We start from the raw sequence: 23,331 nt of genomic DNA, 5'->3' as shown, positions 1-23,331 counted from the left end.
ACCGGAGAACGGATCTCCACCCATCGCGTCCCGGACCAGAGCGGCCAGCCCGTCCATGCCCTTGCGGAAGTCCACGGGCCGGGTGGCCAGCATCACGCGCACCGCGCCGGAGGGCCCGATCATAGGGGAGCCTTCAGCGCCCGGATCACCGCGGCGATCTGAACCGGGCTCGCGCCCTCAGCGATGCGGACCGTGGCGCCGGCGATCTCAACTTCGATGCTGTGGCCGCCGCATCGCTCCCTCAGCTCGGGGCTCAGCTCGGCAGACGTCGGCTCCTGCGGGCCCACACTCATCACGGCCGGCACGAACTGCAGTGGGCGCTCGCCGTCGTGCCCCCCAGCCTGACGCACCAGGCGGCGCCACGTGAACAGCTGCGAGGCGCTCAATCCATGCCGGCGCGCCACCGCACTGATCGAGGTGCCCGGCCCATCGCTCTCGGCGACGATGGCGGCCTTCTCCTCATCCGACCACGTCCGGCGCCGACCGGCCCCGGTGAACAGCTCCAAGCGCCGGATCGGCTCCGACATAGCCATACGCCCTGACATCGACATGTGACGGAGCTCCCAATCCGCTCCGTATGTCGCCTTCACGCCGTCTGCCGGAAGGTGCCGCCCAGACAGCGCTTACGTTCATCCGACCCGTCGCACTGGTACGGGAATGGCTCGACGCGGCCGGGATCTCGGCGGGTCCGGTGTTTCGGCCGGTGTCGCGGTCGGGGAATGTTCGTCAGGGCGATGGCGTGCGCCTCACGGACCGATCCGTCGCCAACATCCTGCAGGGCTACTGCGCCGCCGCCGGCCTCGATGCTTCGACGTTCGGGGCACACTCCCTGCGGGCCGGCTACATCACCACGGCGGCCGAGCGCGGTGCCGATCTCGCCCGGATCATGGACCAGTCAGGCCACCGGGATCCGCGGACGGTCGTCGGCTACATCAGGCGCGCAAGCCTGTTCAAGGGACATTCGGGGAGCGGGTTCCTTTAGCTGCTGATAGGGCGTCTTCCAGTTTCTTGATCCGGTCGAAGGCTTCCCCAAGCGCCGCATCGGTCTGGCGGATCAGGTTCGCGTGTTTCTGCTCAAGATCCTGCTACCGAGCCCGCAGCCAATCAGTCCGCTGCTTCTCGTTCATCTGGTCCCAATTCATAGTGCGTCCTCCGGTGAGAGGCGCGCCCTTTAGCCATCGCAGCGCCCAGAGTCACGGACGGCCTACACCCGCCAGGATCCGCCGCCGGTCCGCATTGTCTTGTAGCCGCTGACCTTCGCCGCCTCCGGCTTCGGCTTTGACGCGATGCCCACCGACTGCGTAGCCGACCTCGCCCGTATTATGGACCAGTCTGGGCACCGGGATCCCAAGACCGTGATCGGCTACGTCCGTAGGGCGAACGCTTTCAAGGGGCACAGCGGCTCAGGTTTTTATAATTCCTGAGTTAATCAGTTAGAATTTTTGTTTATTATTGTTTGATGCTACTTTGGTACTATTACACATGAGAAGCCTATAGAACCGTAACCGCAAGTCCCACCGCCTCTAACGTTGTTTGATCCAAGCTTGAATTTATTGGAACCGCAAACTTTTTGAGCTTCTTCTAAAATTCCTCTTCCCCAATCCGCGCCATAAGGACCGCATCCCCAACTCGTTCCAGATCCCAACTCGTGTGTTGTTACTGTTACATCAACGCCATCGATGCGTTTTTGCAAAGAGTCTGAGATTTGCGTTTGTGCTGACAGTGCGCTTTTTGCAGCCGCTACTTCGCTGCTTGCTTGGGCGACGGCAAGACCTGCTTGCGAGGACAACTCAAATCCGTTCAGAGTGTCAGAAGGGAAGACTATCGCCAGCGGACTAACAGCGCTCGCTGTGAGCGTCAAGGTTGTCCTTGGATAGTATCTAGTGCTGCCATCTGCTGCTAGTGATGATTTCTTTGTGCATGTGATGGCAAATGGATCAGAAATCTTTATATGCGCGGCTCCGTATAGCTTTTCGGATTTATGCTCAGAATTAAAATCAGCGCTAGTGCATTCCATATTCTGATCATCATATGCGATTGATGTGATGTGACCCGAATATCCTGCATTTGCGTAGCCGGATACGACCAGATTTGACGGCTGGTTTATTGAAAATGTTAGCTGCAATCCGGAATTAGCTATCTGCATACAATTGTTAAAATTAGATAGCGCGTCAGTCGCCACACTCGAAGATGCGAAATTACTGGAATTCCAGCTGTCGAATTGACTCTGTCCAACCTTGCAGAATTCTTCGAGTTTTTGAGAGCTATTGCTACTCGTTGCAGAGAACTTGAAGGGAATGGCTTTTACAACGGCCTCAAGACCAATTCCACTAGCTGAGGTGTTGACCGAACCATCCCTCTTACAGAATGAAGAATAGGAGCGAGCTAGTTCGACCTTGTTTTGCTCAAGCTCTGAAAAGTTTCTTGTAGAATTTTTATAAACATCTGTACATGCCTTTGTTGCTGCTTCATCGGCATATGCAAAATTTGGAGAAGTGGCTAGAACAACTGATAATATTTTCAGTTTCACTTTACCACTCCATCAAGGCGCGTGCGCAGACGACTACTGCATCCTTTAGACTGCCATATCGGCTGACGACTGTCGATATCGTCAAATTTCAATCTTTCGGCCTCATCCAGCATCGTTTGTGGGCAAATTTTCAATTTAATCCGTCGCGCACTCAAATGTTTTCTCGCGGCTGCCGTAGTTTCACTAAATTCACGACCCTGAGCGGGCCAGCCGTTCAATGCTCAGTAACGAACCGGGCCGCCCACTCCTCGGAGGATAGTTCGGGGCTGACGAGGCACAGCACGCCGTTACTGAGAGTCGCCTTCTCCTGCGCGACCCAGCGCTGCCAGTTCGCGAGGGCGTCGGCCGCCCGCAGATCGCCCGCCGCGTCGCCGAACGGGGCATCTGAGAGTAGAGCGGTCGGGGCGCCGACATAGCGCGCCGCCTCCAGGCGGGCGAGACGGCGTTCGAGATCGACGAGGCTCATGGCTCCGTCAGTGTGTCGTGGTGCGGCCGGCACACTGGGTCGCGCGGAGCAGGGCGTCGTCACGGCCGCGGATCCGGTCACGCACGCCCAGCGTCTCGGTGTAGCTGATGATGCGCCACAGCCTGTCCTCGGTCAGGGACGTGCGAGCGCCGTTCAACGGGACGGCGAGGACCACGCCGATGAGAGCGGCGTCCGTCATAGTGCGGGCCTTCTCGTCGCGTTCAGGCGTCACGGCCTCGATCTCTATCTGGTCGGGGTCTGGATCGGGCTCACCGCGTCGGCGTGCTTCTGCACGGACAGCAGCAAGCAACCCATCCTGAAAGCGGTCGACCTCGCCCATCAGGGCGCCGAACTCGATCTTGTCGAACTCCCGCATGTCGTTGCGGGCCCAACGGCTCGCTGGGATCGGATACTCGACAGGCCAAGCGCACCGCACGACCGGATCGCCGTCGGCAATGGCTCTGGCATGGCGGGCCTGATCCAGGGACGCCTCGATCTCGGCAGGGGTCGAGCCCCACGCGACGTAGAACAAGCCGCGGGGCGGGCGGCGGCTCGCCTCCATCTTGGATAGACGGCGCTCCAGGCTGGCGAGGTTGGCGCTCATCCGTTGGCTTCCTCCAGGCGGGCGAGGCGTTCCGCCATCTGGGCGGCTGTGATCGCCTCGATGTGGGCGGACACCGCTTTGCCGATGTCGGCGGCTTCGCTGGGCGTGATCTCGCCGGAAGCCACGGCCCGCAGCATGGCCTCGGTCGCTTTGGGCAGGTCGGCCGCGCTCTCGATCACCGGCAAATCGAAGGAGATTGACCGATGCCGGCGCGGGGACAGCAGCCGGTCGAGGCAGAGCTTCATCGCAGGGCCGTCGCCCTCTAAGGCCATCTGAATGGCCCTGCGGGAGAGGGCTTCTGCCTCGCCCTCGAAGATCGCCTCTAGAGCCAAGGTGGAGCGGTTGCGGCTGCCCTTGGGGCGGCCAGCGGGGTTGCCGGACTGGCCGGGCTCGAACTGAGTTTCTTCCTTCGGCATCACGCGCACCCCGGCTGGACGGTCCTGCAAACAACAGGATAAATACAGGTTGCAGATAAATAGCACTGACCAAGAGGTTTCACGACCGATCCTCCGGCTCGGGCAACATCAGGTCTTTGGCGCCCTCGGCTAGAGCCTGCAGGGCAGCAACAGCGGCTTGCTGTCGTGGCCCCTGTGAACCGTCTTGTGCCTCGATCGTCACCGCGATGATGAGAGCAGCCTGCCGGACGGCTTCGACGCCCTGGTTGAAGGCGGCGCGCTCGCGGGGCGTCATCCCAGAACCTTTACGCCGATGAAGCAGACGATCCCGGCGAGGCCGAAGCGGATCGCGCTGTTGGTATAGATCCCGGCGATGAGCGGCTCGTCGCAGCGATGCCGGTAGGCAGTTTGCGCCCGGATAGCGGCCCAGCCCATGAGGGTCACGGCGGCCATCACGAGCACCATCCCGGCAGACCGGTCCAAGCCTCACGGACGAACGCGAGACGCTGCTCGGCGCGATCGAGGTCGACCTCCGCAACTTGGTGCAGCACGGCTTCCATCGACTCGGATCCACCGAGTGCCGCAGCCGCACTCCCCTGCCGGCGCATGGCAGAGCGGTGCGCCTTCATCGCGGGTCCAGCCTTCGGTCCGGTCTCGACAGCTTCCAGGGTCGTGATCAGGGTGGCCACGATCGGTGCGACCTCGCGCCAAGACTGCACGGTTGGCTGCTGAAGTGCTGGGCGTGGCTCCTGGCTCGGCGTCGGAGCGGAAAAGCTGGTGATCAGCGGACGCTTCATGTGGTGCTCCTAACTATCCGCCACGGCCCCTGGCCCCCGAACCCCTGACATCTCTAGGAGTTGGTGTAGGGTCAGGAGGGCCCGATGGCCTACGACCAAAGCGGCGGCGCAAACCCGTCCCAGAAAGAACGTGAAGCCGGCGAGCGTGCCGGTCGGAAGCTGCTCGGTGAGAATGGGTGCCCGCAGGCATGGCCCTCGCCCGAACAGCAGCACGCGGCTGACCGCACGAAGATGACCGTGAAGCACAGCCTCAAGCGCGGCTCGCAAGAAGCTGAACGGACGGCGGGCGAAAAGTAAGTCGCAGGCTGGCAGTTTCTGGATCACGACACGCGCCTTCTGATCCCGGCCCACACGCTCTCCAGGACGATGGTGCGCCAATCCGCGTAGGTCCTGTCCATTTCGGCGACTGAAATCTTGGCCGCGCTCAACGCGTCGGAGACGCCGGCTGCGTAGATAGCATTACCGATCCGACGCAGCTCGGCTCGGCAGGCGGTCCCGACCGGGTCCGCGGCGAGCCCAGCAACGTCGAGGACGTCGGTGGCGCCGGACGTGCCGGGATCCATGAACGGGCGGCCCTTGAAGGCGGCGAGCCTCGCGGCGAACCGCTCGCGGTCGCCCTTCACAATGACGCGCAGCAGGGCGTCGGCGGCCTCGATGGGGGTCACAGGCATGGCGGTTCCTTCAGGCTGCATCGTCAGGGGTGCTGGGCCGGCGTCCCGACCAAGGGCGCGGGCGGTCTGTGAGCGCCGGGGGGAGCAATGTCACCTTGTCTCGGCGGCTGGTCCGGACGGCGACACGCTGAGCATCGGACCGCGCCGGCATGATCTGCCGGTCGATGATGATGCCCTGGTCGAGCCGCTCGACGCACCAGCGGTCCGCGACGTAGGCAACGCGGACACCAGATGTAGTTGGCCGACAGCGCTCGCGGGGGAACGGGATGATGGTTCCAGTCGGCGTGCGCATGGTGGTCTCCTCAGGCTGCGGTGCGGTTCAGGGCGGCGTAGCTCGCCCAGACCCGGCGCTTATCGAGCGGGTCGAGGCTGGCAAGGGCGGACAGGGCCGGCGGCAGCAGTTCATCGTCCTGCTCGGCGCGCAGCAACAGATCGGCGAGGGCCTGCCCGCGCGGGCCGGTCGACAGGTGGACGACGGCGCGAAGGCAGCGGAGGCGGGCAACGCGCTCGGGCTGGTCGATGTCGGACCGGAATGGCCCCCAGGTGTCGGCGGCGGGGATCATCGGCCGTAACACCGCGAGGAACAGCCCGATCCGGTTTCCAAAGTTTCGGAAACCTTGTGTTTGTTCGCGTGACGCGCGCACGCATGCATAAGGGTGGATGGGGAAGTTTCTAAAACTTTGGAAACCTGAAACCTTGCGGTCATGGCTAATAGCTCTCTCGGCTCTGGGCCAAGGTCAGGCAGATGCCGCGGTAGCCCTTGGTCCTGATGGCCTTGATCTGCACCGGGTCGGGGAAGCCGCGGCGGCGCATGGCCTCCTTGAAGGTCTTGCCGGTCCCGGCCGGCTCGCCGACGGCCTTGGCGTAGTCGGCCCATGCGTTGAACAGCACGACCTTCGCCTCGAACTTGTGCTCGTTCTCACGGTCCACGTCGCACCGCTCGTCGAGGAATTGGGCGAAGACGTCCTGATCGGCGAAGTAGTCCTGCGTCGCGGCCAGCACGGAGGCGGGCTTGCACAGGCCGTGCTGCTGCCAGTCCAGGCAGCCATCGATCATCCAGCGCAGGATGCCGGGCCACTGGGCGCGAAGCTGCTCCTCCAGCGTCGGATCCGGATGCGCGGGCTTGCGGGTGAACGGCACGATCAGGAACCGACGCCGGATCGCGTCGTCGAGGTTCGTGATGGCCGGCGCGTAGTTGCCGAGCACCGACAGCTTGAACTGTGGCCTGAACTCGAAGCTGTCCTGCCGCATGAACCGGGCGCGAATGGTCTCGCCGCCGGTGAGGGACTTCACCCGCGCCTCGGCCCACCGCTTGCCGGCCTCGGTCTCGGACGCCGACACCATGCGGGCGCCGGCCAGGGCCGCCAGCTCCTCGGGGTGCCGTTCGTGCGGCGAGGCGGTGAAGGTGTCGAGCGCCGCAACCTTGGCGTACTCGCCCATCGCGCCGCCGACGATGTTGGCGAACACGGATTTCCCGTTGCCGCCCGGCCCATGGAAGAACGCGAGGGCCTGCTCCTGCGTCGAGCCGGTCAGGTTGTAGCCGGCCCACTGCTGCAGGAAGCGCATCAGCTCCTCGTCACCCCCGGTCGTCTCCTCCAAGAACCGGATCCAGCGTGGGCACTCGGCGTGGATGGCCGGGGCCACGGCGGTGTTCTTGGTGATCAGGTCGGCCGGTTTTGGCGCCCGGATCAGACCCGTCCGTAGGTCGACCGTGCCCGCTGGGGTGCCGAGCAGGAACGGGTCGCGGTCCCAGTCATCGGCGATGACAGCCACACCCTGATCGCCGCTGGCCATCTCCTCGACGCCACGCGCGAAGCCCGCCCGGCCGGCTGAGCGACGCGTGCCGGTGGCCTCGTCCAAGGACATTTCGCGGGCCAGCTCACGGGTCCACGCGAAGGCGCGGCGGGTCTTATCCTGCCGCCACCGCTGGCCGTCGTAGACGAACCACGACTTCACAGTGTGGTCGTACCGAACCTTGGCACCATGGCGCTGGATGAACTCGACGGCCACGCGGTCCTCGGACAGGATCTCGCCATCAAGGGCTTTCGCTGCGTCCGCCACGGACGGGTCGCCAGGGCGGTCGGAATTCGGTTTGAAGGTCTCGCGCCGCAATTCTTCGGCGTGCTGATCGTGCTCGCTCAGGCTCATGCTGAGGCGCCTCCCATCACGGCATCGTTGAGGTCTTTGTGGTCCGCGGGGGGCCACACGATTTCGACTGTCCGTCCGACGGCGCTCCAGCGCACACCGACTGCCTCGACCGCCCTGCGGCTGGCGCCGGCATCGTTCTCGCCGATCACGACAAGGCGCTGGACGTCCGGCAGCACGGGTAGGCGTCCGATGGCGCCCGACGTCCCGAGCGCCCAGATCGGGGCGAGGCCGTAGTGCTCACGGGCGGCGAGGGCGGTCTCGATCCCCTCGGCAACGTGCAGGGTGTCCGTCACGACTGATACGGGGTCGAGCATCACCGCGGCGCCCTCGGCGGTGCCAAGCATCTTGCGCCCGAGCTTCGTCCCGTCCGGCGCCAGCGCGGTCCGGTGGACCCCGATCACCTGACCCGTGGTGATGCAGGTCAACGGCGCGATCTGCGCGTGCGCGGTGCCCTGCTCCCAAGGGCAGTCCGAGTGGTAGAGCAGGGCCGTGCCCGCGATCTCGGTCGGCAGCGTCAGGCGCCGCCGGTTGAGGTGCAACTCGACCGGTGTCCCGAACGGATCCTGACCGACGCTGCAGATGGCCCTGGCCTGGGCCTGACGGCGAGTGGCCGCAGCACGTACTCGGGCCTCGGATCGGCGCCGCGTTTCGGTCAGGCGCCGGATCTCTGCCGGATCGACCCGACGTGCCGTGCGCCAGTAGTCGTTCCCAGCCCCGAGCCCAGACGCGATGTAGTCGTTGCAGGTCGGCCAGGGGTCGCCCGCGAAGCTGTGGGTCATCACCCCGAGCGGCGAGGTTTCGCACAGCCAGACAGCGAGGCTGCGATCCTCCTGGCTGTGGCCAGGGCCGGGGATGTAGGCGCGGTGACCCCGCACCTCACCCCCGAACCGGGCCGTCACCTGATGCAGGTCGGTGACGATCATGCGCGACGCGCCTCCATGTCGAGGCGGTCGGTGAGGGCGGCGAGGAGGTCGCCCTGGCGGATCGTGAGGTTGCCGTGCTGGCGGGCGATGTTGTTGAGGAAGCCACGTTCCCAGTCCGTCAGACGCCATGCTCGGTCTTGGCAGAACCGCACGCGGGCACGATGCTCGACCTCTTGGCGAGGCGTGTAGGACCGGCGGAAGGCGTAGACGTTGAACGGCGGGATTGGGTCGCGCGGGCAGTCGGGCCGCGGGGCGGGGGCCGCCTCAATGCTCCGGGTCTCGCCGGTCGCGATAGCGTTGGCGAGGTCGGTGAACCCAAGGCCCTCACGGTCGAGGACGCGCCCGATTGCTCGGGCTGCGGAGAGGGCTTCGTGGTCGACAGTGCTGCCGAGCATCGGCACCAGCCGGACAACCTTCTGCGGGATCGGGCGCGCCTGCGTCATGCTCTCACCCGCCAGTCATCGATGACGGGGAAGGCCAAGCTGGCGACCTCAGCGGCTACCGCTGGGGTGAGACCTCGTTGAACAAGGCGATGGACTTGAAGGGCAACGGGTGTTGCGGCATATCCATGAGTGTCAGCCCGCGAAGCGACATTCTTGGAGAGCCCTGCCGTCGCCCCGCGATGCGCGGGGTTCTTCATTTGTGGGTCCTGAGTTGTGCGCCGGCCGGCTCGGCGCAGACGTGACCGGCACGGCAGGGGTGCGCCCCGCCGATTGCGGGGATCAGGCGGCCTGCCGCGGCTCCATGCCGAGGAGCTTCCGGGCGGCGTGGTTCGGGATCACGAGTCTGCGCAGGCCGATGCGCCGCGCCTCGATCTCCCCCCCTCTGGATCATGTCGTAGATGAGCGAGGGGCTGACCCCCAGCTCCTTCGCGAGCGGACCAGCCTTCGTGGCCAATCCCGCCTCGACCGTTTGACGGACACTCATGCGCTGTCCTCCGAAAGAGCAGCTAACAACCTACCTTTCTCAAACTACTCGACGTTCTGGCTGGGCGCAAGTAAGGTAGGCCATCTCCTGCTCTTTCTGGACGCAAGCGATGAAAAAGCCCGAGCGATCACGACGCGCCCGTGGTTCGGAGCCCGCGCGGGCTCCTGTGACCACAAAGATTACGCCGCGGCTTCGGAGCCGGCTGGAGGCGTCAGCGGAAAAGGGAACGCGGACGCTGGGTAGCGAAATAGAGCACCGCCTTGAACTGTCGTTCCGCTTGAATTTGACGGGTCAGGAAGGAATTGGGGCCGTCTTCGACAATCAAAGTGCCACCGATTTTCTGTCGTCTGTCGGATCTGTTTTCGGCGATCTGCTGAGGATGTGTTCAGACCGCGGTCTTTCGGAGATGGAGACTCGGAAGTCGCTTCGTGCTGCGCTTTCGGTGCTGGTCTCGCGTCATCTCTGGATGGGCGAGACGTTTCCTGATGCGGACAACAATGCCTCATCTGCGGATGGCAAATTGCGGGATCTACCGCCCGGACAGCTTGGTCGCCGGCTTGCTGTGGAACACATGATCTGGGACGCGGCATGGAGCGATCGCGCCGCTGTGGATGATGCTCTTGATGGCCGCGTGGCGAACCGCTGGACCGGGGACGGATCGGTCATTGAATTGGGCAAGCCTCCGAAGTCCGATCCGGCGCGGCGTGCCCCGAAGGATCTAAGCCTCGATGAGATTGAGGCAGACCCGCGGTTTGAAAAGCAGAAAAACCTGCACCTCTACAAGCGTATCGACTGATTTTGTCGAGGAGTTGTTTTAGGAGGCGCCGGTCTTAAACGACAGGAACGACAAACAGATTTGTGACACAGGCGGTCTGAGCGTGTTTTACTTCCCGGATGCTTCGTCTCTGGGAGTTTCGACGTGCGCACCGCCCACGATGAGTTCCTGACCCTTCGCCTCCCGGCCTCGCTGCGCCGGGATCTCGACGCCGCCGCCCGCGCTGGCGGTGTCCGCCTGTCCGTTGCGACCCGCACGGCGCTTGCGGTCGGCCTCGCCTCCATCCGCTCGACCGATCAGCCCGATCCGACTCCGCCCGCGGCCCCGGCTGTGCGCCTGCCGGTAGCCGCCTGATGAGCGGCGGGTTCTCCTCGGGCTTCAAGGCCCTCCGCGAACGTCGTCACGGCGCCGTCCGAGCCGATCCAGCGCAACTGGATGGAGATGGCCACCTTCGTGCATGACGACAAAGATGTCGGGATCGTAGAAACAGCGTTTCTCCGGCAATAGAAATGCCGACACGATTTTCCGACACAAACGGGGCCGTTTTAGGCGGCTCGCGACCGGCTCCCGTGTCTCGTCGGGAAAACGATCGCTTCTCCGACACCCAGCAATCCCAGCGCCAGACGCATATCCGTCCGCTGCGGTGGTGTCCGTATGGAAGCTTGTCCGTTGGCCGAAATCGACCCTAGCGGACGCGATATCCTGCCCTCCATCGCTGCCCGCTACGGCATACCCTATCGGACAAAATAAGACATGCTCCGGCTGCATGGTCATTCCATTGGAGCAGCCTTACCGGGATGTGGACAGCCAAGACACAGAGCAAGGTGCTCGTGAGCTGTAGCTTGCCCCCCAACTCCGGAGAGCCGCAGGAACGAGTTTCTACGGGTCAACCTGCGATGAGGTCTTTGATGCGGGCAGCCAACGCTTCCATCGCGAACGGCTTCGTCAGGATCTGCATACCCGGCTCCAGGAGGCCGTTGCCGACCGCCGCGTTCTCGGCATAGCCCGTGATGAAGAGCACCTTCAGGTCCGATCGAGTAACCCGTCCCGCATCTGCCATCTGCCGCCCGTTCATGCCGCCGGGCAGGCCCACGTCGGAGATGAGCAAGTCGATGCGCACGTTCGATTGCAGCACCTTCAGGCCCGCCGCGCTGTCGGCCGCCTCGATGGCGGTGTAGCCGAGTTCTTCGAGAACCTCCGTTACCAGCATCCGCATGGTCGGCTCGTCGTCCACAATGAGGACGGTTCCATCCTGTTCAGTCCGGGGCGAGGCCGGCAGGACGTAGGAGGCGTCTTCGGCGTCCACCGCGCCGTAGTGGCGGGGTAGGTAGAGGCACATCGTCGTGCCCTGGCCCACCTCCGAGTAGATCCGCACCTGTCCGCCGGACTGTCGGGCAAAGCCGTAGATCATCGACAGCCCCAGGCCGGTGCCCTGGCCGGCGGGCTTGGTGGTGAAGAACGGATCGAACACACGGGCGATCACGTCGGGGGGCATGCCCGTGCCTGTGTCCGTGACGCAGAGCGAGAGGTACTGGCCCGGCGGCATGTCGCGCTCCCGGGCCGCACGGTCGTCGAGCCACTTGTTGGCGGTCTCGATGGTGATGCGGCCGCCGTCCGGCATCGCATCGCGGGCGTTGATGCAGAGGTTCAGCAGCGCGTTCTCAAGCTGCGGCGGGTCGATGAGGGCTGGCCAGAGACTGGGAGCGCCAACCGTCTCGACGTAGATGGATGGCCCGACAGTGCGCCGGATCAGCTCCTCCATACCGGCCACCAGCCGGTTCACGTCGGTGGGCTTGGGGTCGAGGGTCTGGCGGCGAGAAAAGGCGAGGAGGCGGTGCGTCAGGGCCGCAGCGCGCTTTGAGGCACCCTGGGCGGCTTGCATGTAGCGGTCGAGATCGTTGAGGCGACCCTGGCTCATGCGGGTCTGCATCAGCTCCAAGCTGCCGGAGATGGCCGCGAGCAGGTTGTTGAAGTCGTGCGCCAGCCCGCCGGTGAGCTGACCGACCGCCTCCATCTTCTGCGACTGCCGCAGGGCGTCCTCGGCCTCGGCCAGCAAGGCCGCCTGCTCATGCTCCGCCGTCGTGTGGCGCCCGGTGGCGTAGACCTCGCCCTCCTCGAACGTGCCGGTCCAAGCGAACCAGCGGTAGGAACCGTCCGCGTGACGCAGGCGGTATTCGTAGGGCTTGGTGAGCGGCCTCTCGAAGATGCCGGCGAACGCGGCCTGCGTGGCGACCAAGTCCTCCGGGTGGGTGAACGTCACGAAGCTCTGGCCCACGAGCTCGGACGCCTGCCAGCCCAGCAACTCCGTCCACGCGGCGTTGACCTGGGTCAGGACGCCATCCGCTCTGGCGACGACGAGGAGGTCCCGCGAGAGCCGCCAAGCGCGGTCAAGCGCACGCGTCCGCTCGGCCACGCGCGTCTCCAAAGTCGCGTTGAGGTCCTGTAGGGCGAGCCCGGCCTGCTCAGCGGTCCTGCGTGCCTCAAGGAGCTCCCGCTCATAGCGCCGCCGGTCGGAGGCGTTGAACACCGTCACCCGAATGAACCGGATGGCGCCCGCCTCATCCCGCCGCACGACGGCGTTGACGAGGACCGGCAGGGTCGTCTTATCCGCACGCACGAGGTCGAGGGCGACCTCGTTGAACGAACCCTGCATGCGCAGGAGCGGAGCGAAGTGGGTCTCGTAGTAGATCTTGCCGGCGATGTTCAGCAGATCGAGGAAGCGGCGCCCGACGAGTTGCTCGGAGGCGAACCCGGTCCAGGTGGAGAAGGTACGGTTAGCCCTGGAGATCCTGCCGTTCGGTAAGGTGGAGAGATAGCCGCACGGCGCGTTCTCGAAGAGGTCTTCCAGCTCGTCGGCCTCCTGCACCTCGGAGACGGGCGTCGCCTCGTTCAAGTCCTCGACCTCACAGGAACGCCTTGATGGCCGCGATGGTCGCCTCGGGAGCGCTCAGGTTCGGGCAGTGGCCCGTCGCGTCGATGAGAACGAGCTCGCTATCGCGAAGGTTGCTGTGCACGTACTCCCCGACCGAGAGTGGCGCGATCACGTCCTCCGAGCACTGGATCACGAGGCAACGCGCGGTGACGCCGGCGAGGTCGGCGCGATTGTCCGAGAGGAAGGTGGCACGGGCGAAGCGCTTGGCGATGTCGGGGTCGGTGCGGCAGAAGCTGTTGGTGAGCTCCTCGCCGAGCTCGGGGTGGTCCGGGTTGCCCATGATGACCGGCGCCATCGCCTGCGACCAGCCCATGTGGTTACTGTCGAGGAAGTCCAGAAGCTCGTGGACCTGGGCTTCGCTGAAGCCGCCCTCGTAGTCGCCGTCGTCGATGTACCGGGGCGACGGGCACACCATCACGAGGGTGTCGAACAGCTCGGAAGCCTTCTTCGAGGCGAGGACGCCAATCATGGCGCTCACCGAGTGTCCGACGAAGACGCCACCCTTCACGTCCAAAGCGCGGCAGAGCTCGACCACGTCGTCGGCGTAGCCGTCGAGGGAGGCGTACTTCTCCGGGTCATAGGCGGAGTGGTCGGAGCCGCCCGCACCGACGTGGTCGAACAGGACCGTGCGGTAGTTGTTCTCGAAGGCTGGAGCCACGAAGCGCCACATGTTCTGGTCGCAGCCGAAGCCGTGCGCGAAGACCATCGCGGTTGGTCCGGCCCCGGCCAGCCTGATGTTATGCCGCTGGATGATTGACAACGCTGCACTCCTCCGCGCTGCCCCCGTCGTTACACCCGATGCTCCATAACGCCCAATCCGCGCAGGGCTGCCGAGCCCAAAATCAGCGCGCAAGTCCGCATTGGCATACTCCAGCGGACAGGACGATAAGCCTACGGTGGGCCTGCCATCGCGGGTAGGTCCTAACAGGCTGCAGATGGCTCGGTATTCCGCCGCTCCGGCAGTGGTGAACCGTAACCGTGGTGGTTCGTTCTGGGACTGTGGACCGGCCGCCGAGATGGGAGGGGGAGCTTTGCTCGCCTGTCGCGGCAGTCGGTCTGCACCATCCTCATGCCCTGGCCGTCATGCGGCATCGCCCAGTCGTCGGACCCCGCGGGTCTGATCGGGCCGCGGGTTGCTGTGAGCGGCTGACCGGCAGCTCGCCGAACCGCTACGCTTTCATTATCGCGGGTGGCACAGTGCCGTCCCATGCCGATCCGACGCGAGCACCGCTTCTTCTATCCCATCGACTAGCCGCAGCTCTCGGCCGTGATCCGGTTCGGCCGCGCCAAGGGCTGCTGCGAGGGCTGCGGGCGGCCGCAAGGGCGGGGGATGGTCTATCACCTCGGGGACGGCCGCTGGTGGGACGCTGAGGCTGCCTCCTGGCGCGACGGGTGGGGTAGGCGGATCCGGCTCAAGGCCGGCTCTGCCGACGTAATTCGGAACGTGCGGAGGACGCGGGTTGTTCTGGCCGCAGCCCATCGCGACCACGACACCTCTAACAACGCGGACGCCAACCTCGCGGCGTTTTGCCAGAGGTGCCACATGATCCATGACCGGCCGGAGCATCAGAGGCGGCGCTGGCGCACGCTGTTCCAGCGCAAGGCGCTCGGCGACCTGTTCGGCGGTCCCTACGGTTGAGCCGCTACGCTCAGGCAGCGATGAGACCGGCCCACTTCAGCGCCTGCTCAACCTCCTCGAACACCGACTCCATCGCGTCGTCGTTCGAAGCTTGCGGCGCCTGGACCAGAGACATCGAGATCGGCGGTGAGGTGAGAAATACCTGAGCTTCTGTAGCAATGTCCAAGCGTGCATCGGCGCGCCGCCGGAACAGTTTGAAGGGGATGACCCGCGGCGTCGCGATCACTCCAGCAACCCACTTCAGCATCGGGCTAGACAGCTTCGCGTGTTGAGGCGCGTCCCGATTACTGGGTTCTTGGCCGCTGCAGAATGCGAAGTCAATCATCCGTTTACACCGTGCTGACCTGAGATGGTTAGAGTAGCCTTAACATGAGTTACATTTCCCACGGCAGGCGCGTTGCAATCAGTCGCGTCCGCGAGTGAGGACGTCAGGTTCCATACGACATGAACACGGCGAGCCGCTGCCGTGTCTCGTTAAATCATATTTAAACTGGGATACTGAATATAGAATGCAGACGTGTCCTATGAGCTGGTTGTCTCATCCATGCGCTTGTCAATCAAGTCTTCGCTCGCCGGCCTGTTCGGGCTGGCTGCTGTGATCTCCGCAGGCCAGGGGCTGCTCAGCATCCGAGATCTGGCCGAGATCCGGCAGAACGTCAGCGAAGTCGGTGCGGTACGCCTTCCGGCTGTCAACACCGTCAACCGCATCAACACCGCCACGCGCGACTACCGGGTCAAGCTCTACCGGTTCGTCGCCGCTTCCAACTCGCCGGCTGACCTCGCTGCCAATACCAAGACGCTCGCTGCGGCCGCAGACGCGATCGCCCAGCTCCGGCGTGAGTATGAGCCGATGATCAGCTCCCCCGACGAGAAGGCCGCCTATGGTCAGTTCTCGATGGCCTGGGCTCAGTACCTGAAGGATCAGCAGCCTGTGCTTGATGCCATGGCTGCCGATCGCAAGGCGGAGGCGCTGACCCTCCTGGTCAAGCCTGAGTTGGCGCAGCTGGCCAAGGGAGCCGGAGATGCTCTGCAACAGGGCGTCAGCCTCAACAAGCAGGCTGCAGAGGCCGCTGTGAGTGCCAGCATCGCGAGCGCCGATGCGGCCACCCGCACCGCCTACATCGCCATGGCTGTCGCCCTGCTCACCTCGCTCGGTGCGGCTCTTTTCAGCCTTTTGGGCATTGCGCGGCCCGTTGAGCGCATGACCTCAGCGATGGGTGTGCTGGCGTCCGGTGATGCGACCGTCGCTGTTCCCAGTGTCGGGCGGCGGGACGAGATCGGCGCGATGGCGTCGGCCGTTCAGGTGTTCAAGGACAACCTGATCCGCACGCGTCAGCTGGAGGAGGAGACGGCGCTCGCCCGTGCCTCAGCCGAGGAGCAGCGCAAGGCCGGCATGCGCCAGATGGCCGACAGCTTCGAGCAGGCGGTCGGCGGCATCGTCGGCATGGTCTCCTCCTCGGCCACGGAGCTGCAAGCCACAGCGCAGCAGATGACCTCGACGGCCAGCGAGACGGCCAGTCAATCCACGAGTGTAGCCGCTGCTGCTGAAGAGGCCGCCGTGAACGTCAACACGGTCGCGGCCGCCGCTGAGGAACTGGGCTCGTCGGTGCAGGAGATCGGCCGACAGGTAGCCGGCTCGGCGGAACTCGCCCGAACGGCCGTGGAAGAGGCCGCCCAGACGGCCGCGCTCGTGCAGGAGCTGAACGGGGCCGTGTCGCGGATCGGCGATGTGGTGACGCTTATCTCGACGATCGCCGGTCAGACTAACCTCTTGGCCCTGAACGCCACCATTGAGGCAGCCAGAGCGGGTGAAGCGGGCAAGGGCTTTGCCGTGGTCGCCTCCGAGGTGAAGGAGCTAGCCAACCAGACCGCCCGGGCGACGAGCGAGATCTCGGGGCAGATCGGACGGATCCAGGGCTCGACCAGTCAGGCGGTCGGGGCCATCGGCTCGATCAGCGCGCGCATCCAGGAGATTAGCGGCGTGGCCACCAGCATCGCCGCGGCCGTCGAGCAGCAGGGTGCGGCCACGCAGGAGATCGTGCGCAACGTCGCGCAAGCCGCGCAGGGTACGGGTGAGGTGACCAGCAACATCGCCGGTGTGGCACGCGCGTCTGAGGACACGGGCGCAGCGGCTCATCAGGTGCTCGGGGCGGCCTCCGAGCTGTCGCGTCAGTCCGAGCAACTCGCAGCCGAGATGAGCCGCTTCCTCACCACCGTTCGCGCTGCCTGAGGTCGCTATGGCCGAGATCCACATCCTGCCGGCCCGCCATCCCGATGCAGATCAGATCACGCGCCTGAGCGCGGATCTCGCCGCCGCGCAGGAGCAAGGCGTGGATCTCGGCTCGCGCGTGAGCCACATCCACGCCAACGGGGAGACGCTGCTCTCCATGAGCCACGGCCTGGAGGGTGCGTTAGATCGGCTGCGTCAGTCGCTGCACCAGCTCGGTATGCAGGATCAGCTCGAAGTGGCCGCGTTGCAGCAGCTGCTCGAGAAGGTTCAGGATCTGGCTGATAGAGCCCAGCGCTTTTCCAGCGGTTCCTGAACCGCGCTTTCCTTAGTCGAGTAGCGGCGGCATCCCGTCCAAGTCGCTGGCGTAGAGGTCGAGCGCGTTTTCTGGCCGCGCGAGGATCGGCAGCGCGACGGCAAAACGATACAGGACCGTCAAAAAAGCTGTCGCACAGGGCGACGGCTGGTGTTGATCGAGGCGCTGCTGTTAGGCGTACTGGCGCTCGGAGCTGCCGGATCTTCTCGCACCACCATGGCAGCCCGGCAGCAGGACGGGTGCATCGAACCGCTTGCCGACGATGCTGAGGGTTGTAGTGAACACCACCCGCTGCGTCTCGTCCCGCACCAGGGCTAACAGCTCGCTGCAGCCGTTCTGGTTGAGATTAGGCTGCGCGATCTCCAACAGGATCTGCGCCGCACGCCGCCCAGCCTCGTCAGGGCTGGCGCACACCTCACCCTCGGCGTCGCTCACCGCCAATACGTCGTCATGGATGTCGAAGAAGTAGCGCGGCATCGTGAGCGTCCTTTCGGTGGCAAAGGCGGCCGATCAGGTGAGACACGCCGTATGCCCGGCGGTCCGACAGTTGCCGGGCGGCGAGCGCGATCCGCGCTGTTGCAGTGCTGTGTAGGCGCGCCAAAGCGCGGCAGAAACCTAACCAGATGGCCTAGTCCGCGCCGAGCGCAGAGCCGCGCGATCTAGGGCGACGTCTCCACCTCTGACCGGCCTTGCCTGAGCTGCGTGAGCGCGGCTGCCTAGAGCACAGAGGAGCGACGGGGCAGCTGCCAGAGGTCGTCCTTGTTCGGGAACGGCTCCAGGCGCTCGCCGACCGCAAAGGTCAGGGCGGTCAGGAGAACCGGCATGAGCAGGAGCACGGCGGCCGTGATCATCACCGCCGCCTCAGCGCTGGGCGTACGGGCCGGGATAGACCACCCGCACCACGCGCCCGGAGCGGTCCTGCGCCAGGGTCCACTGCGCGTCACGCTGACTGACAGCCGGCAGGGCGGGAGCGCTGCTCTGCAGGGCGACCATGGCCGGGAGCGGCTTGGTGATCAGCGTCTCGGCATGCCCCGCACCACCGAAGGCCAGCACGCCGAAGATCGTCAGGCCGATGCCGGTACCAGCGGCGGCGGCGAGCGTGAGCGGTGAAGCGGTGCGTGCCATGATTGGATCCCCCTGCGTTTGTTAACCAACCATTATGGTTCCAATCGTTAGATGTCAAATCAGATGCGATCTATGCCTTGCGGAGCTCATCATGCTACACCTACGGCATGACCAAGGGTGCCCCTCGACCTCAGACCAAGACCACAGCTGCCCAGACGGACGGCGCTGCCAATGACCCTGACGTGCTGCCGCTGGACCGGCAGCTGTGCTTCTCGGTCTACGCCGCAGCCCATGCGTTCACGGCTGCCTACAAGCCGCTGCTCGAGCCGCTCGGTCTCACCTATCCGCAGTACCTCGCCATGCTGGCGCTGTGGGAGGAGGACGGGCAGAGCGTGAAGCAGATCGCCACGCGTCTGAGGCTCGACTCTGGCACGGTGACGCCGCTGCTCAAGCGCCTGGAGCGAGATGGTCTGCTGCGCCGTGGCCGGGATCCGGCCGACGAGCGGCTCCTGCGGGTGGAGCTGACCGACGCGGGTCGTGCTCTGCGCCGGAAGGCGGGTGCTGCCAGGGAGCAGATCGTCTGCGCGCTGGGCGGGACGGAGGAGCCGATCCAGGCGCTCAAGCGCGAGATCGACCGAGTCACCGCCCTGCTGGAGCAGCCTGAAAGCGAATGAGATGCCGCAGGGGGAGGGCCTGCTGCCGCGCAGGCCCCCGCCGGTGTCTCAGCTCGCCATCCGTTGCCCCTGCCGGCGGTCCACCTCGAACGCCTGGAGATCCAAGGCTAGATTGATGATCTGCTCCGACTTGAGGCGGGCAGGCTCCAGTGGGCCGCCAAACCCGTGCTGTAGATAGACCTCCTGCACCTCCGGCGTACGCATCGCGCCACCCATGGTCCAGTTCGGGAACAGACGTGCCGGTACGTCGCGCACGTTGATGATGGCCGCGGCTGAGTGGCGCGTGTCGCGGGCGATGCGGTTGTAGGTCTCGGTCACCTGGGCGCGCTCACCCTCAAGGATCTGCACGAACCACGTCTTATCGAAAATCAGGAAGCCGGTGACGCCATCGCGGCTGTTGTTGCGCTGAGACACCGAGAGGATCTCGCGCATGTTGGTCAGCATGGCACGGCCATCACCCGGGACAGTATTCCGGCTGTAGTAGACGAGTTGATGGATCATCGGCGGCGTGCCTTGCTGATGTGAGGGAATGCGGAGCCGATCGGCCCGGTCGCGTAAAGCGCCTGCATAGGTGCGTCGACGTGCTCACATGTGCCAACAGCTACTAAGAATATCTGAATTAGCTCTCTCCCACCCCCTCGCGTCCCCTCTCTCACGTGAACAATATGTTAATATTTTCTGACTTAACTTAGATTTACATGGGGAGGAATTGGTGCCGTGACGATCGTGGAGCTTGTTCGCTTGTTCGCGGAGCCGTTAGACACGGCCGTTGTTCTCACCGACATCGACTTGGAGCGACCGGGCCCGACGGTGCTGTACGTCAATCCGGCCTTTGCTCGCATGAGCGGCTACGCCGGTTCTAAGGTCGTGGGGAACTCACCGCGTTTGCTGCAGGGCGAAGGCACGAGAGGGGAACTCACCCGGCTCGTGGCGCGCAGGCTCCGAGACGAGGGCCGGTTTCACGGCGTGTTGGAGAACTACCGCAACTCGGGCGAGGCGTACCTGTGTGAGCTTGACGTCCGCGCGCTGCAGGGCACGGATAAGCAGCCGCTAGCCTTCATCGCATTCGAACGAGAGGTCGTTCGCCGCAGAGGAAGGCCGTCCAAGAATGGTGTTGGCCGCTACACACCTGTTGGGCTAGACCCAGTCGGCATGGGCCCTTTGAGCTTACAACCGGCTATCTTCGGTTGAGACCTCCAGCTCGGATCCGAGACAGCGCTGGACCGGCCTAACGGCTCATTAACTATTTCGCTGCGGCACGGCTACGGTTCTCAACCGCTCGGCATCGGCCCGCCATGCGTTGCACTCGATCTGCACGGCCTCAAGGCGCTCGTACAGGTTCCCGGCGTTGGCGCCGGTCTCCATCAGCATGTCTTAGGCGGCGGCGAGCTGCTCGCGCAACTCGGCGTTCTCCCGGGTCAAGGCGAGGAGCAGGGCGGTCACGTCATCGCTCATCCCCACCCCTGCGCACCAGATCCGAGCCGGCCCATCTAGCTGCCCGGCCAACTGGCCTTAATCGCGTTCATCATGCCGGCTGGGCGCAGCGAGCGTAAGGCAAAAGCTCGGCTTCTCCCGAGCCACAAACTTTCTTCTATATTTCGCTTCGACAGCGTCCGTTCAGAACGGATCAATAAGCCGGAGGCGAGCGTCTCGAAAAATAATCCCCCATTCGACTTTATGGTCCAATAATCACCATTATATTTCATGACACAGGCGCGTGGTGAGGCTTGGTAGCCGCGCATTAAGTGGGACCGGACCACGGCTCTGGCAGTAGCGCTTGGAGGGTACGACTATGAACTGGGCCGCCGTATTCCTCGTCGCCTATGCTGCTGGGCTTGTGGAGTTCTGGCGCCTTTGCGACGCCGCTCCGCTCATGCATGCCGATCAGCCGGGCACTGCCAGCTAGGATCAGTACTAGCCGAGCAACCACATCACCACCCAAGCTAAGACGCCGATCCAGCCCAACACGATGAGCGCCACCGCGAGCAAGATGGCTGCTAAACTGAAGCGAGCAAACAGCCGCTGTCCTAAACCTCGCCCTGCTTCTGGTTGCGGGGGCTTGCCTACGTCGATCTGAAATAAGCTCATGATATCAGCCGGGTGTGTCTGGGCTCAGAATGAGAACAAGCTCGCATCGTTCCGAAGTTCGCGAGACATCGGCGAACCACTTGGAACTGGTACTGACCAAGCAGAGGAGAGACCGTCGGGCCAATCCTTATTCCATCGCGGCTGAGTTTTTTCGGAGCCGCTTGGTTCATCGCGGAGTCACGGCGTGGCGTTGGTCCGAGCCCTGAGCTGGGCATCGATCGTGCCGGCCGTGCGGAGCAGGCGCGCCTCGTCGATCCGCGCCGTCACGACGAAGGACAATCCGCCCTCGACCCACGAGAAAGCTGCCACGTCGCCCTCGCGGGCATAGCGGAAGCTCGACCTTCCATCTGCGGCGCCGACACGGGAGTAGAGCGTCAGCCTTGTGCCCTGGTCGTCGTCGTACATCAGCAGCGCCGCGAGCGTGTTGCCCGCCGGTAGGACGCGGCCACCCATTAAGTGGAAGCCCTCTGCTCCGAGGTCCGGCACGAGGACTGGCTGACCAAGGCGCTTGGACAGCCATTGGATGAGATGCGGTTCCTGGTCGGCCTTCACCTCGACGGGGTGCAACACCTCGGCCGTGAACGTCCGGAAGGCCGCGACGGCATCCCGTGTCGCGGAACCGGCGCCCGACCTTTCTAGGATCGGCTTGGCCTGCATGGCTGCGTGACCCGCCCATCCGCCGGCACCGCCGATCACGAGGCTGATCGCGGCCGCCGCGGCGATGGGCCAGCGGGATGCGACCGGCTCCGGCCGCAGCGGGATGAAGTTGGTCAAGCGAAGGCGTTCGGGTATTGGCTCGTCCGCGATTGAAGCGAGCTGCTCCCGGAGGCGCCGGCGGACGTCCCGATCGGCAGCGACGCGTGCAGCCTCCTCGGGATGGCTCCCGAGCCATTTCTCGACAAAAGCCCGGCGCGCGGGATCGAGCCGGCCGTCGACGAGGGCAAGGAGGTCGTCCTCGTCGATCGGGCGCGGGGTCGCGCCGCTCATTTGACCCTCCTCAGAAACCCGTTTCGTCCTGTCTCGATGAAGCCGCGCATCCGTTCCCGCGCCCGGCTCAGGCGCGACATCACCGTGCCAACGGGGATGCCCAGCACCTCCGCCGCCTCGGCGTAGGACATGTCCTCGACCGCGATGAGCAACAGCACGGAACGCTGTTCCTCCGGAAGCGCGGCGATGCCCGCGAGCACGTCCTTGACGCCAGTGTCCGCCTCGGGATCGGCGCACGGATCGGGAACTTGTTCCAGCGCCTCGGAGCCGACCTCCCGCCCGGCCCGGCTGCGCCGCTGGACCATGCGGAGGAACAGGTTGCGTTCGATCTTGAAGAGCCACGCCCTCACGTCGCCGTCCCGATGGCGACCCGACCAAGCGGCGACGGCCCGCTCCAGCGTGTCCTGAACGAGATCGTCGGCTGCCTCCCGGTCGCGCAGAAGCGCGAAGGCGTAGCGGCGCAGAGCCGGGATCTGCGGCTCGATCAGCCGGGCGATCTCGTCCACGCCGCTTTCCTCCACGTCGAACGGACGATCGTTACGGCTGGGCGACGTGCCACGCACCGTTGAGAAAGCCGTCGCCGGTGATGTCGCCGGGCTTGGTGTCCTTGGCCCAGGTGTAGAGCGGCTTGTTCTTGTAGGCCCACTGTTTGCTGCCGTCGTCACGGGCCACAACCGTCCACGAGCCGGATGGGCTGGCACCGGCGGCCGCAGCCAGCGGCGGCCAGTTGCTGGCGCAGGGACCGTTGCAGGCGGACTTGCCGGCGCTGTCCTTGTCGAAGGTGTAAAGGGTCATGCCCTTGGCATCGACGAGGGTCGGACCCTTAGCAGTCTTGCCCGTCGCCGCCGGTTCAGCTGCGAAGGCAACCGTGGACAGCAGCGCGGCGAGGATAGTCACCGGAAGCCGGAACATGCGCATGGATTGAACCTCCCACGATCCACCCGGATCGGAAGGGAGAGATGCCGATGAGACCGGATCTATTCCATCACCGTGAAAATAATGCGAGCGCGACCTGAGGACGAGGTTCAGGCGCGAACGCCCGCCCGCGTCAGGCTTTCTAGGGTTTGGACTCGATCAGCACCAGAAGGCGATGATTGCAGCCAGGGCGACGGCTGAGGCGTAGTTGCGAGCGAGCTTGTCGTACCGGGTGGCGATGCGGCGGAAGTC

At 64.7% G+C, this 23,331-nt stretch carries 35 protein-coding genes and 1 pseudogene; 9 read left to right on the top strand and 27 right to left on the bottom strand.

The window, feature by feature from the left end; translation table 11 throughout:
* Both tnpB and tnpA read right to left on the bottom strand, forming a co-directional pair.
* Positions 1–123, bottom strand: a 123-nt coding sequence (gene tnpB / locus MFF58_RS29205; RefSeq protein WP_238293457.1) for an IS66 family insertion sequence element accessory protein TnpB, incomplete at its 3' end; no start/stop codon positions are given.
* Complete coding sequence (gene tnpA, locus MFF58_RS29200) at positions 120–533, bottom strand: IS66-like element accessory protein TnpA (protein ID WP_238293452.1); 414 nt, start codon at positions 531–533, stop codon at positions 120–122. The genes tnpB and tnpA, both read right to left, overlap by 4 nt.
* Before the next feature lie 44 nt (positions 534–577).
* On the opposite strand from tnpA, the gene MFF58_RS29195 reads away from it, so the two are divergent.
* The gene (locus MFF58_RS29195; RefSeq protein WP_238293450.1) at positions 578–982 is read left to right on the top strand and encodes a tyrosine-type recombinase/integrase; all 405 of its coding nucleotides are present in this window, start codon (positions 578–580) and stop codon (positions 980–982) included.
* 480 nt (positions 983–1,462) lie between these two features.
* Here MFF58_RS29195 and MFF58_RS29190 read toward each other — a convergent pair whose 3' ends face one another.
* The 7 genes from MFF58_RS29190 to MFF58_RS29160 all read right to left on the bottom strand — a co-directional run bounded on the left by MFF58_RS29190 (position 1,463) and on the right by MFF58_RS29160 (position 4,792).
* A complete protein-coding gene (locus MFF58_RS29190) occupies positions 1,463–2,530 on the bottom strand; it encodes a hypothetical protein (protein WP_238293449.1) in 1,068 nt (355 codons plus the stop codon).
* A gap of 214 nt (positions 2,531–2,744) precedes the next feature.
* Entirely contained in the window at positions 2,745–2,996 is a 252-nt protein-coding gene (locus tag MFF58_RS29185; RefSeq protein ID WP_238293446.1) for a hypothetical protein, read from the bottom strand.
* 7 nt (positions 2,997–3,003) lie between these two features.
* Positions 3,004–3,600 carry a hypothetical protein gene (locus tag MFF58_RS29180; protein WP_238293444.1) on the bottom strand — a complete coding sequence of 199 codons (597 nt, stop codon included), beginning with the start codon at positions 3,598–3,600 and terminating at the stop codon, positions 3,004–3,006.
* Entirely contained in the window at positions 3,597–4,016 is a 420-nt protein-coding gene (locus tag MFF58_RS29175; protein ID WP_238293442.1) for a DUF5681 domain-containing protein, read from the bottom strand. The genes MFF58_RS29180 and MFF58_RS29175 overlap by 4 nt, the downstream gene beginning before the upstream one ends.
* A 79-nt stretch (positions 4,017–4,095) precedes the next feature.
* On the bottom strand, positions 4,096–4,290 hold the full coding sequence (locus tag MFF58_RS29170) for a hypothetical protein (protein WP_238293440.1): 195 nt from the start codon (positions 4,288–4,290) through the stop codon (positions 4,096–4,098).
* On the bottom strand, positions 4,287–4,448 hold the full coding sequence (locus tag MFF58_RS29165) for a hypothetical protein (RefSeq protein WP_238293438.1): 162 nt from the start codon (positions 4,446–4,448) through the stop codon (positions 4,287–4,289). The genes MFF58_RS29170 and MFF58_RS29165 overlap by 4 nt, the downstream gene beginning before the upstream one ends.
* Positions 4,448–4,792 carry a hypothetical protein gene (locus tag MFF58_RS29160; protein ID WP_238293436.1) on the bottom strand — a complete coding sequence of 115 codons (345 nt, stop codon included), beginning with the start codon at positions 4,790–4,792 and terminating at the stop codon, positions 4,448–4,450. The genes MFF58_RS29165 and MFF58_RS29160 overlap by 1 nt, the downstream gene beginning before the upstream one ends.
* Positions 4,793–4,876: 84 nt before the next feature.
* Here MFF58_RS29160 and MFF58_RS29155 point away from each other — a divergent pair, with 84 nt between their 5' ends.
* Positions 4,877–5,089 carry a hypothetical protein gene (locus MFF58_RS29155; RefSeq protein ID WP_238293434.1) on the top strand — a complete coding sequence of 71 codons (213 nt, stop codon included), beginning with the start codon at positions 4,877–4,879 and terminating at the stop codon, positions 5,087–5,089.
* Between the two features lie 23 nt (positions 5,090–5,112).
* On the opposite strand, the gene MFF58_RS29150 is transcribed toward MFF58_RS29155, so the two are convergent.
* The 5 genes from MFF58_RS29150 to MFF58_RS29130 all read right to left on the bottom strand — a co-directional run bounded on the left by MFF58_RS29150 (position 5,113) and on the right by MFF58_RS29130 (position 8,977).
* On the bottom strand, positions 5,113–5,463 hold the full coding sequence (locus MFF58_RS29150; RefSeq protein ID WP_238293432.1) for a hypothetical protein: 351 nt from the start codon (positions 5,461–5,463) through the stop codon (positions 5,113–5,115).
* A 302-nt stretch (positions 5,464–5,765) separates the two neighbouring features.
* Positions 5,766–6,026, bottom strand: a complete 261-nt coding sequence (locus MFF58_RS29145) for a hypothetical protein (RefSeq protein WP_238293430.1) — start codon at positions 6,024–6,026, stop codon at positions 5,766–5,768.
* Positions 6,027–6,171: 145 nt separating this feature from the next.
* Positions 6,172–7,611 carry a phage/plasmid primase, P4 family gene (locus MFF58_RS29140; RefSeq protein WP_238293428.1) on the bottom strand — a complete coding sequence of 480 codons (1,440 nt, stop codon included), beginning with the start codon at positions 7,609–7,611 and terminating at the stop codon, positions 6,172–6,174.
* Complete coding sequence (locus tag MFF58_RS29135) at positions 7,608–8,534, bottom strand: DUF7146 domain-containing protein (protein WP_238293426.1); 927 nt, start codon at positions 8,532–8,534, stop codon at positions 7,608–7,610. Before MFF58_RS29135 ends, MFF58_RS29140 begins: the two co-directional genes overlap by 4 nt.
* The gene (locus MFF58_RS29130; protein WP_238293424.1) at positions 8,531–8,977 is read right to left on the bottom strand and encodes a hypothetical protein; all 447 of its coding nucleotides are present in this window, start codon (positions 8,975–8,977) and stop codon (positions 8,531–8,533) included. The genes MFF58_RS29135 and MFF58_RS29130 overlap by 4 nt, the downstream gene beginning before the upstream one ends.
* Positions 8,978–9,570: 593 nt before the next feature.
* Between MFF58_RS29130 and MFF58_RS29125 the strand changes: the two genes are divergently transcribed.
* On the top strand, positions 9,571–10,257 hold the full coding sequence (locus tag MFF58_RS29125) for a hypothetical protein (protein WP_238293422.1): 687 nt from the start codon (positions 9,571–9,573) through the stop codon (positions 10,255–10,257).
* A 123-nt stretch (positions 10,258–10,380) separates the two neighbouring features.
* On the top strand, positions 10,381–10,590 hold the full coding sequence (locus tag MFF58_RS29120) for a hypothetical protein (protein WP_238293420.1): 210 nt from the start codon (positions 10,381–10,383) through the stop codon (positions 10,588–10,590).
* A gap of 532 nt (positions 10,591–11,122) precedes the next feature.
* Here MFF58_RS29120 and MFF58_RS29115 read toward each other — a convergent pair.
* Together MFF58_RS29115 and MFF58_RS29110 are read right to left on the bottom strand one after the other, a co-directional pair.
* Entirely contained in the window at positions 11,123–13,129 is a 2,007-nt protein-coding gene (locus tag MFF58_RS29115; protein ID WP_238293418.1) for a hybrid sensor histidine kinase/response regulator, read from the bottom strand.
* 10 nt (positions 13,130–13,139) lie between these two features.
* Entirely contained in the window at positions 13,140–13,874 is a 735-nt protein-coding gene (locus tag MFF58_RS29110) for an alpha/beta fold hydrolase (RefSeq protein ID WP_238293417.1), read from the bottom strand.
* Between the two features lie 561 nt (positions 13,875–14,435).
* Between MFF58_RS29110 and MFF58_RS29105 the strand changes: the two genes are divergently transcribed.
* Positions 14,436–14,807, top strand: a complete 372-nt coding sequence (locus tag MFF58_RS29105) for a hypothetical protein (RefSeq protein ID WP_238293416.1) — start codon at positions 14,436–14,438, stop codon at positions 14,805–14,807.
* 10 nt (positions 14,808–14,817) lie between these two features.
* Here the strand turns inward: MFF58_RS29105 and MFF58_RS29100 are convergent, their stop codons facing one another.
* Complete coding sequence (locus MFF58_RS29100) at positions 14,818–15,054, bottom strand: hypothetical protein (protein ID WP_238293415.1); 237 nt, start codon at positions 15,052–15,054, stop codon at positions 14,818–14,820.
* Between the two features lie 297 nt (positions 15,055–15,351).
* Here MFF58_RS29100 and MFF58_RS29095 point away from each other — a divergent pair, with 297 nt between their 5' ends.
* Both MFF58_RS29095 and MFF58_RS29090 read left to right on the top strand, forming a co-directional pair.
* A complete protein-coding gene (locus tag MFF58_RS29095; protein ID WP_238293455.1) occupies positions 15,352–17,037 on the top strand; it encodes a methyl-accepting chemotaxis protein in 1,686 nt (561 codons plus the stop codon).
* Positions 17,038–17,044: 7 nt separating this feature from the next.
* Complete coding sequence (locus MFF58_RS29090) at positions 17,045–17,350, top strand: hypothetical protein (protein ID WP_238293413.1); 306 nt, start codon at positions 17,045–17,047, stop codon at positions 17,348–17,350.
* Between the two features lie 171 nt (positions 17,351–17,521).
* Here the strand turns inward: MFF58_RS29090 and MFF58_RS29085 are convergent, their stop codons facing one another.
* The 3 genes from MFF58_RS29085 to MFF58_RS29080 form a co-directional block, all read right to left on the bottom strand.
* Positions 17,522–17,827 (bottom strand): DUF6894 family protein, encoded by a 306-nt coding sequence (locus MFF58_RS29085; protein ID WP_238293411.1) that lies wholly within the window; start codon positions 17,825–17,827, stop codon positions 17,522–17,524.
* Positions 17,828–18,066: 239 nt separating this feature from the next.
* Positions 18,067–18,201, bottom strand: a complete 135-nt coding sequence (locus tag MFF58_RS32395; protein ID WP_283206483.1) for a hypothetical protein — start codon at positions 18,199–18,201, stop codon at positions 18,067–18,069.
* Positions 18,202–18,211: 10 nt separating this feature from the next.
* Complete coding sequence (locus MFF58_RS29080; protein ID WP_238293409.1) at positions 18,212–18,475, bottom strand: hypothetical protein; 264 nt, start codon at positions 18,473–18,475, stop codon at positions 18,212–18,214.
* A gap of 77 nt (positions 18,476–18,552) precedes the next feature.
* On the opposite strand from MFF58_RS29080, the gene MFF58_RS29075 reads away from it, so the two are divergent.
* On the top strand, positions 18,553–19,089 hold the full coding sequence (locus tag MFF58_RS29075; protein WP_238293407.1) for a MarR family winged helix-turn-helix transcriptional regulator: 537 nt from the start codon (positions 18,553–18,555) through the stop codon (positions 19,087–19,089).
* A 48-nt stretch (positions 19,090–19,137) separates the two neighbouring features.
* Here MFF58_RS29075 and MFF58_RS29070 read toward each other — a convergent pair whose 3' ends face one another.
* A complete protein-coding gene (locus MFF58_RS29070; protein WP_283206482.1) occupies positions 19,138–19,590 on the bottom strand; it encodes a BLUF domain-containing protein in 453 nt (150 codons plus the stop codon).
* Positions 19,591–19,806: 216 nt separating this feature from the next.
* Between MFF58_RS29070 and MFF58_RS29065 the strand changes: the two genes are divergently transcribed.
* A complete protein-coding gene (locus MFF58_RS29065) occupies positions 19,807–20,280 on the top strand; it encodes a PAS domain S-box protein (protein ID WP_238293403.1) in 474 nt (157 codons plus the stop codon).
* A gap of 183 nt (positions 20,281–20,463) precedes the next feature.
* On the opposite strand, the gene MFF58_RS32390 is transcribed toward MFF58_RS29065, so the two are convergent.
* The 6 genes and pseudogenes from MFF58_RS32390 to MFF58_RS29040 form a co-directional block, all read right to left on the bottom strand.
* Positions 20,464–20,595 (bottom strand): hypothetical protein, encoded by a 132-nt coding sequence (locus MFF58_RS32390; RefSeq protein ID WP_283206481.1) that lies wholly within the window; start codon positions 20,593–20,595, stop codon positions 20,464–20,466.
* A gap of 408 nt (positions 20,596–21,003) precedes the next feature.
* The gene (locus tag MFF58_RS29060) at positions 21,004–21,177 is read right to left on the bottom strand and encodes a hypothetical protein (RefSeq protein WP_238293401.1); all 174 of its coding nucleotides are present in this window, start codon (positions 21,175–21,177) and stop codon (positions 21,004–21,006) included.
* A gap of 177 nt (positions 21,178–21,354) precedes the next feature.
* Entirely contained in the window at positions 21,355–22,164 is an 810-nt protein-coding gene (locus MFF58_RS29055) for an anti-sigma factor family protein (protein ID WP_238293398.1), read from the bottom strand.
* Positions 22,161–22,670, bottom strand: a complete 510-nt coding sequence (locus tag MFF58_RS29050) for an RNA polymerase sigma factor (RefSeq protein ID WP_238293396.1) — start codon at positions 22,668–22,670, stop codon at positions 22,161–22,163. Before MFF58_RS29050 ends, MFF58_RS29055 begins: the two co-directional genes overlap by 4 nt.
* A 31-nt stretch (positions 22,671–22,701) precedes the next feature.
* On the bottom strand, positions 22,702–23,082 hold the full coding sequence (locus MFF58_RS29045) for a COG4315 family predicted lipoprotein (protein ID WP_238293394.1): 381 nt from the start codon (positions 23,080–23,082) through the stop codon (positions 22,702–22,704).
* Positions 23,083–23,238: 156 nt separating this feature from the next.
* Positions 23,239–23,331, bottom strand: a pseudogene (locus MFF58_RS29040) (IS5/IS1182 family transposase); the annotation flags it as partial.

The sequence above is a fragment of the Methylobacterium longum genome, assembly GCF_022179385.1.
GTDB lineage: Bacteria > Pseudomonadota > Alphaproteobacteria > Rhizobiales > Beijerinckiaceae > Methylobacterium > Methylobacterium longum.
The sequence above is the reverse complement of the archived record's forward strand: the minus strand, read 5'-3'. Positions and strand labels throughout refer to the sequence as shown.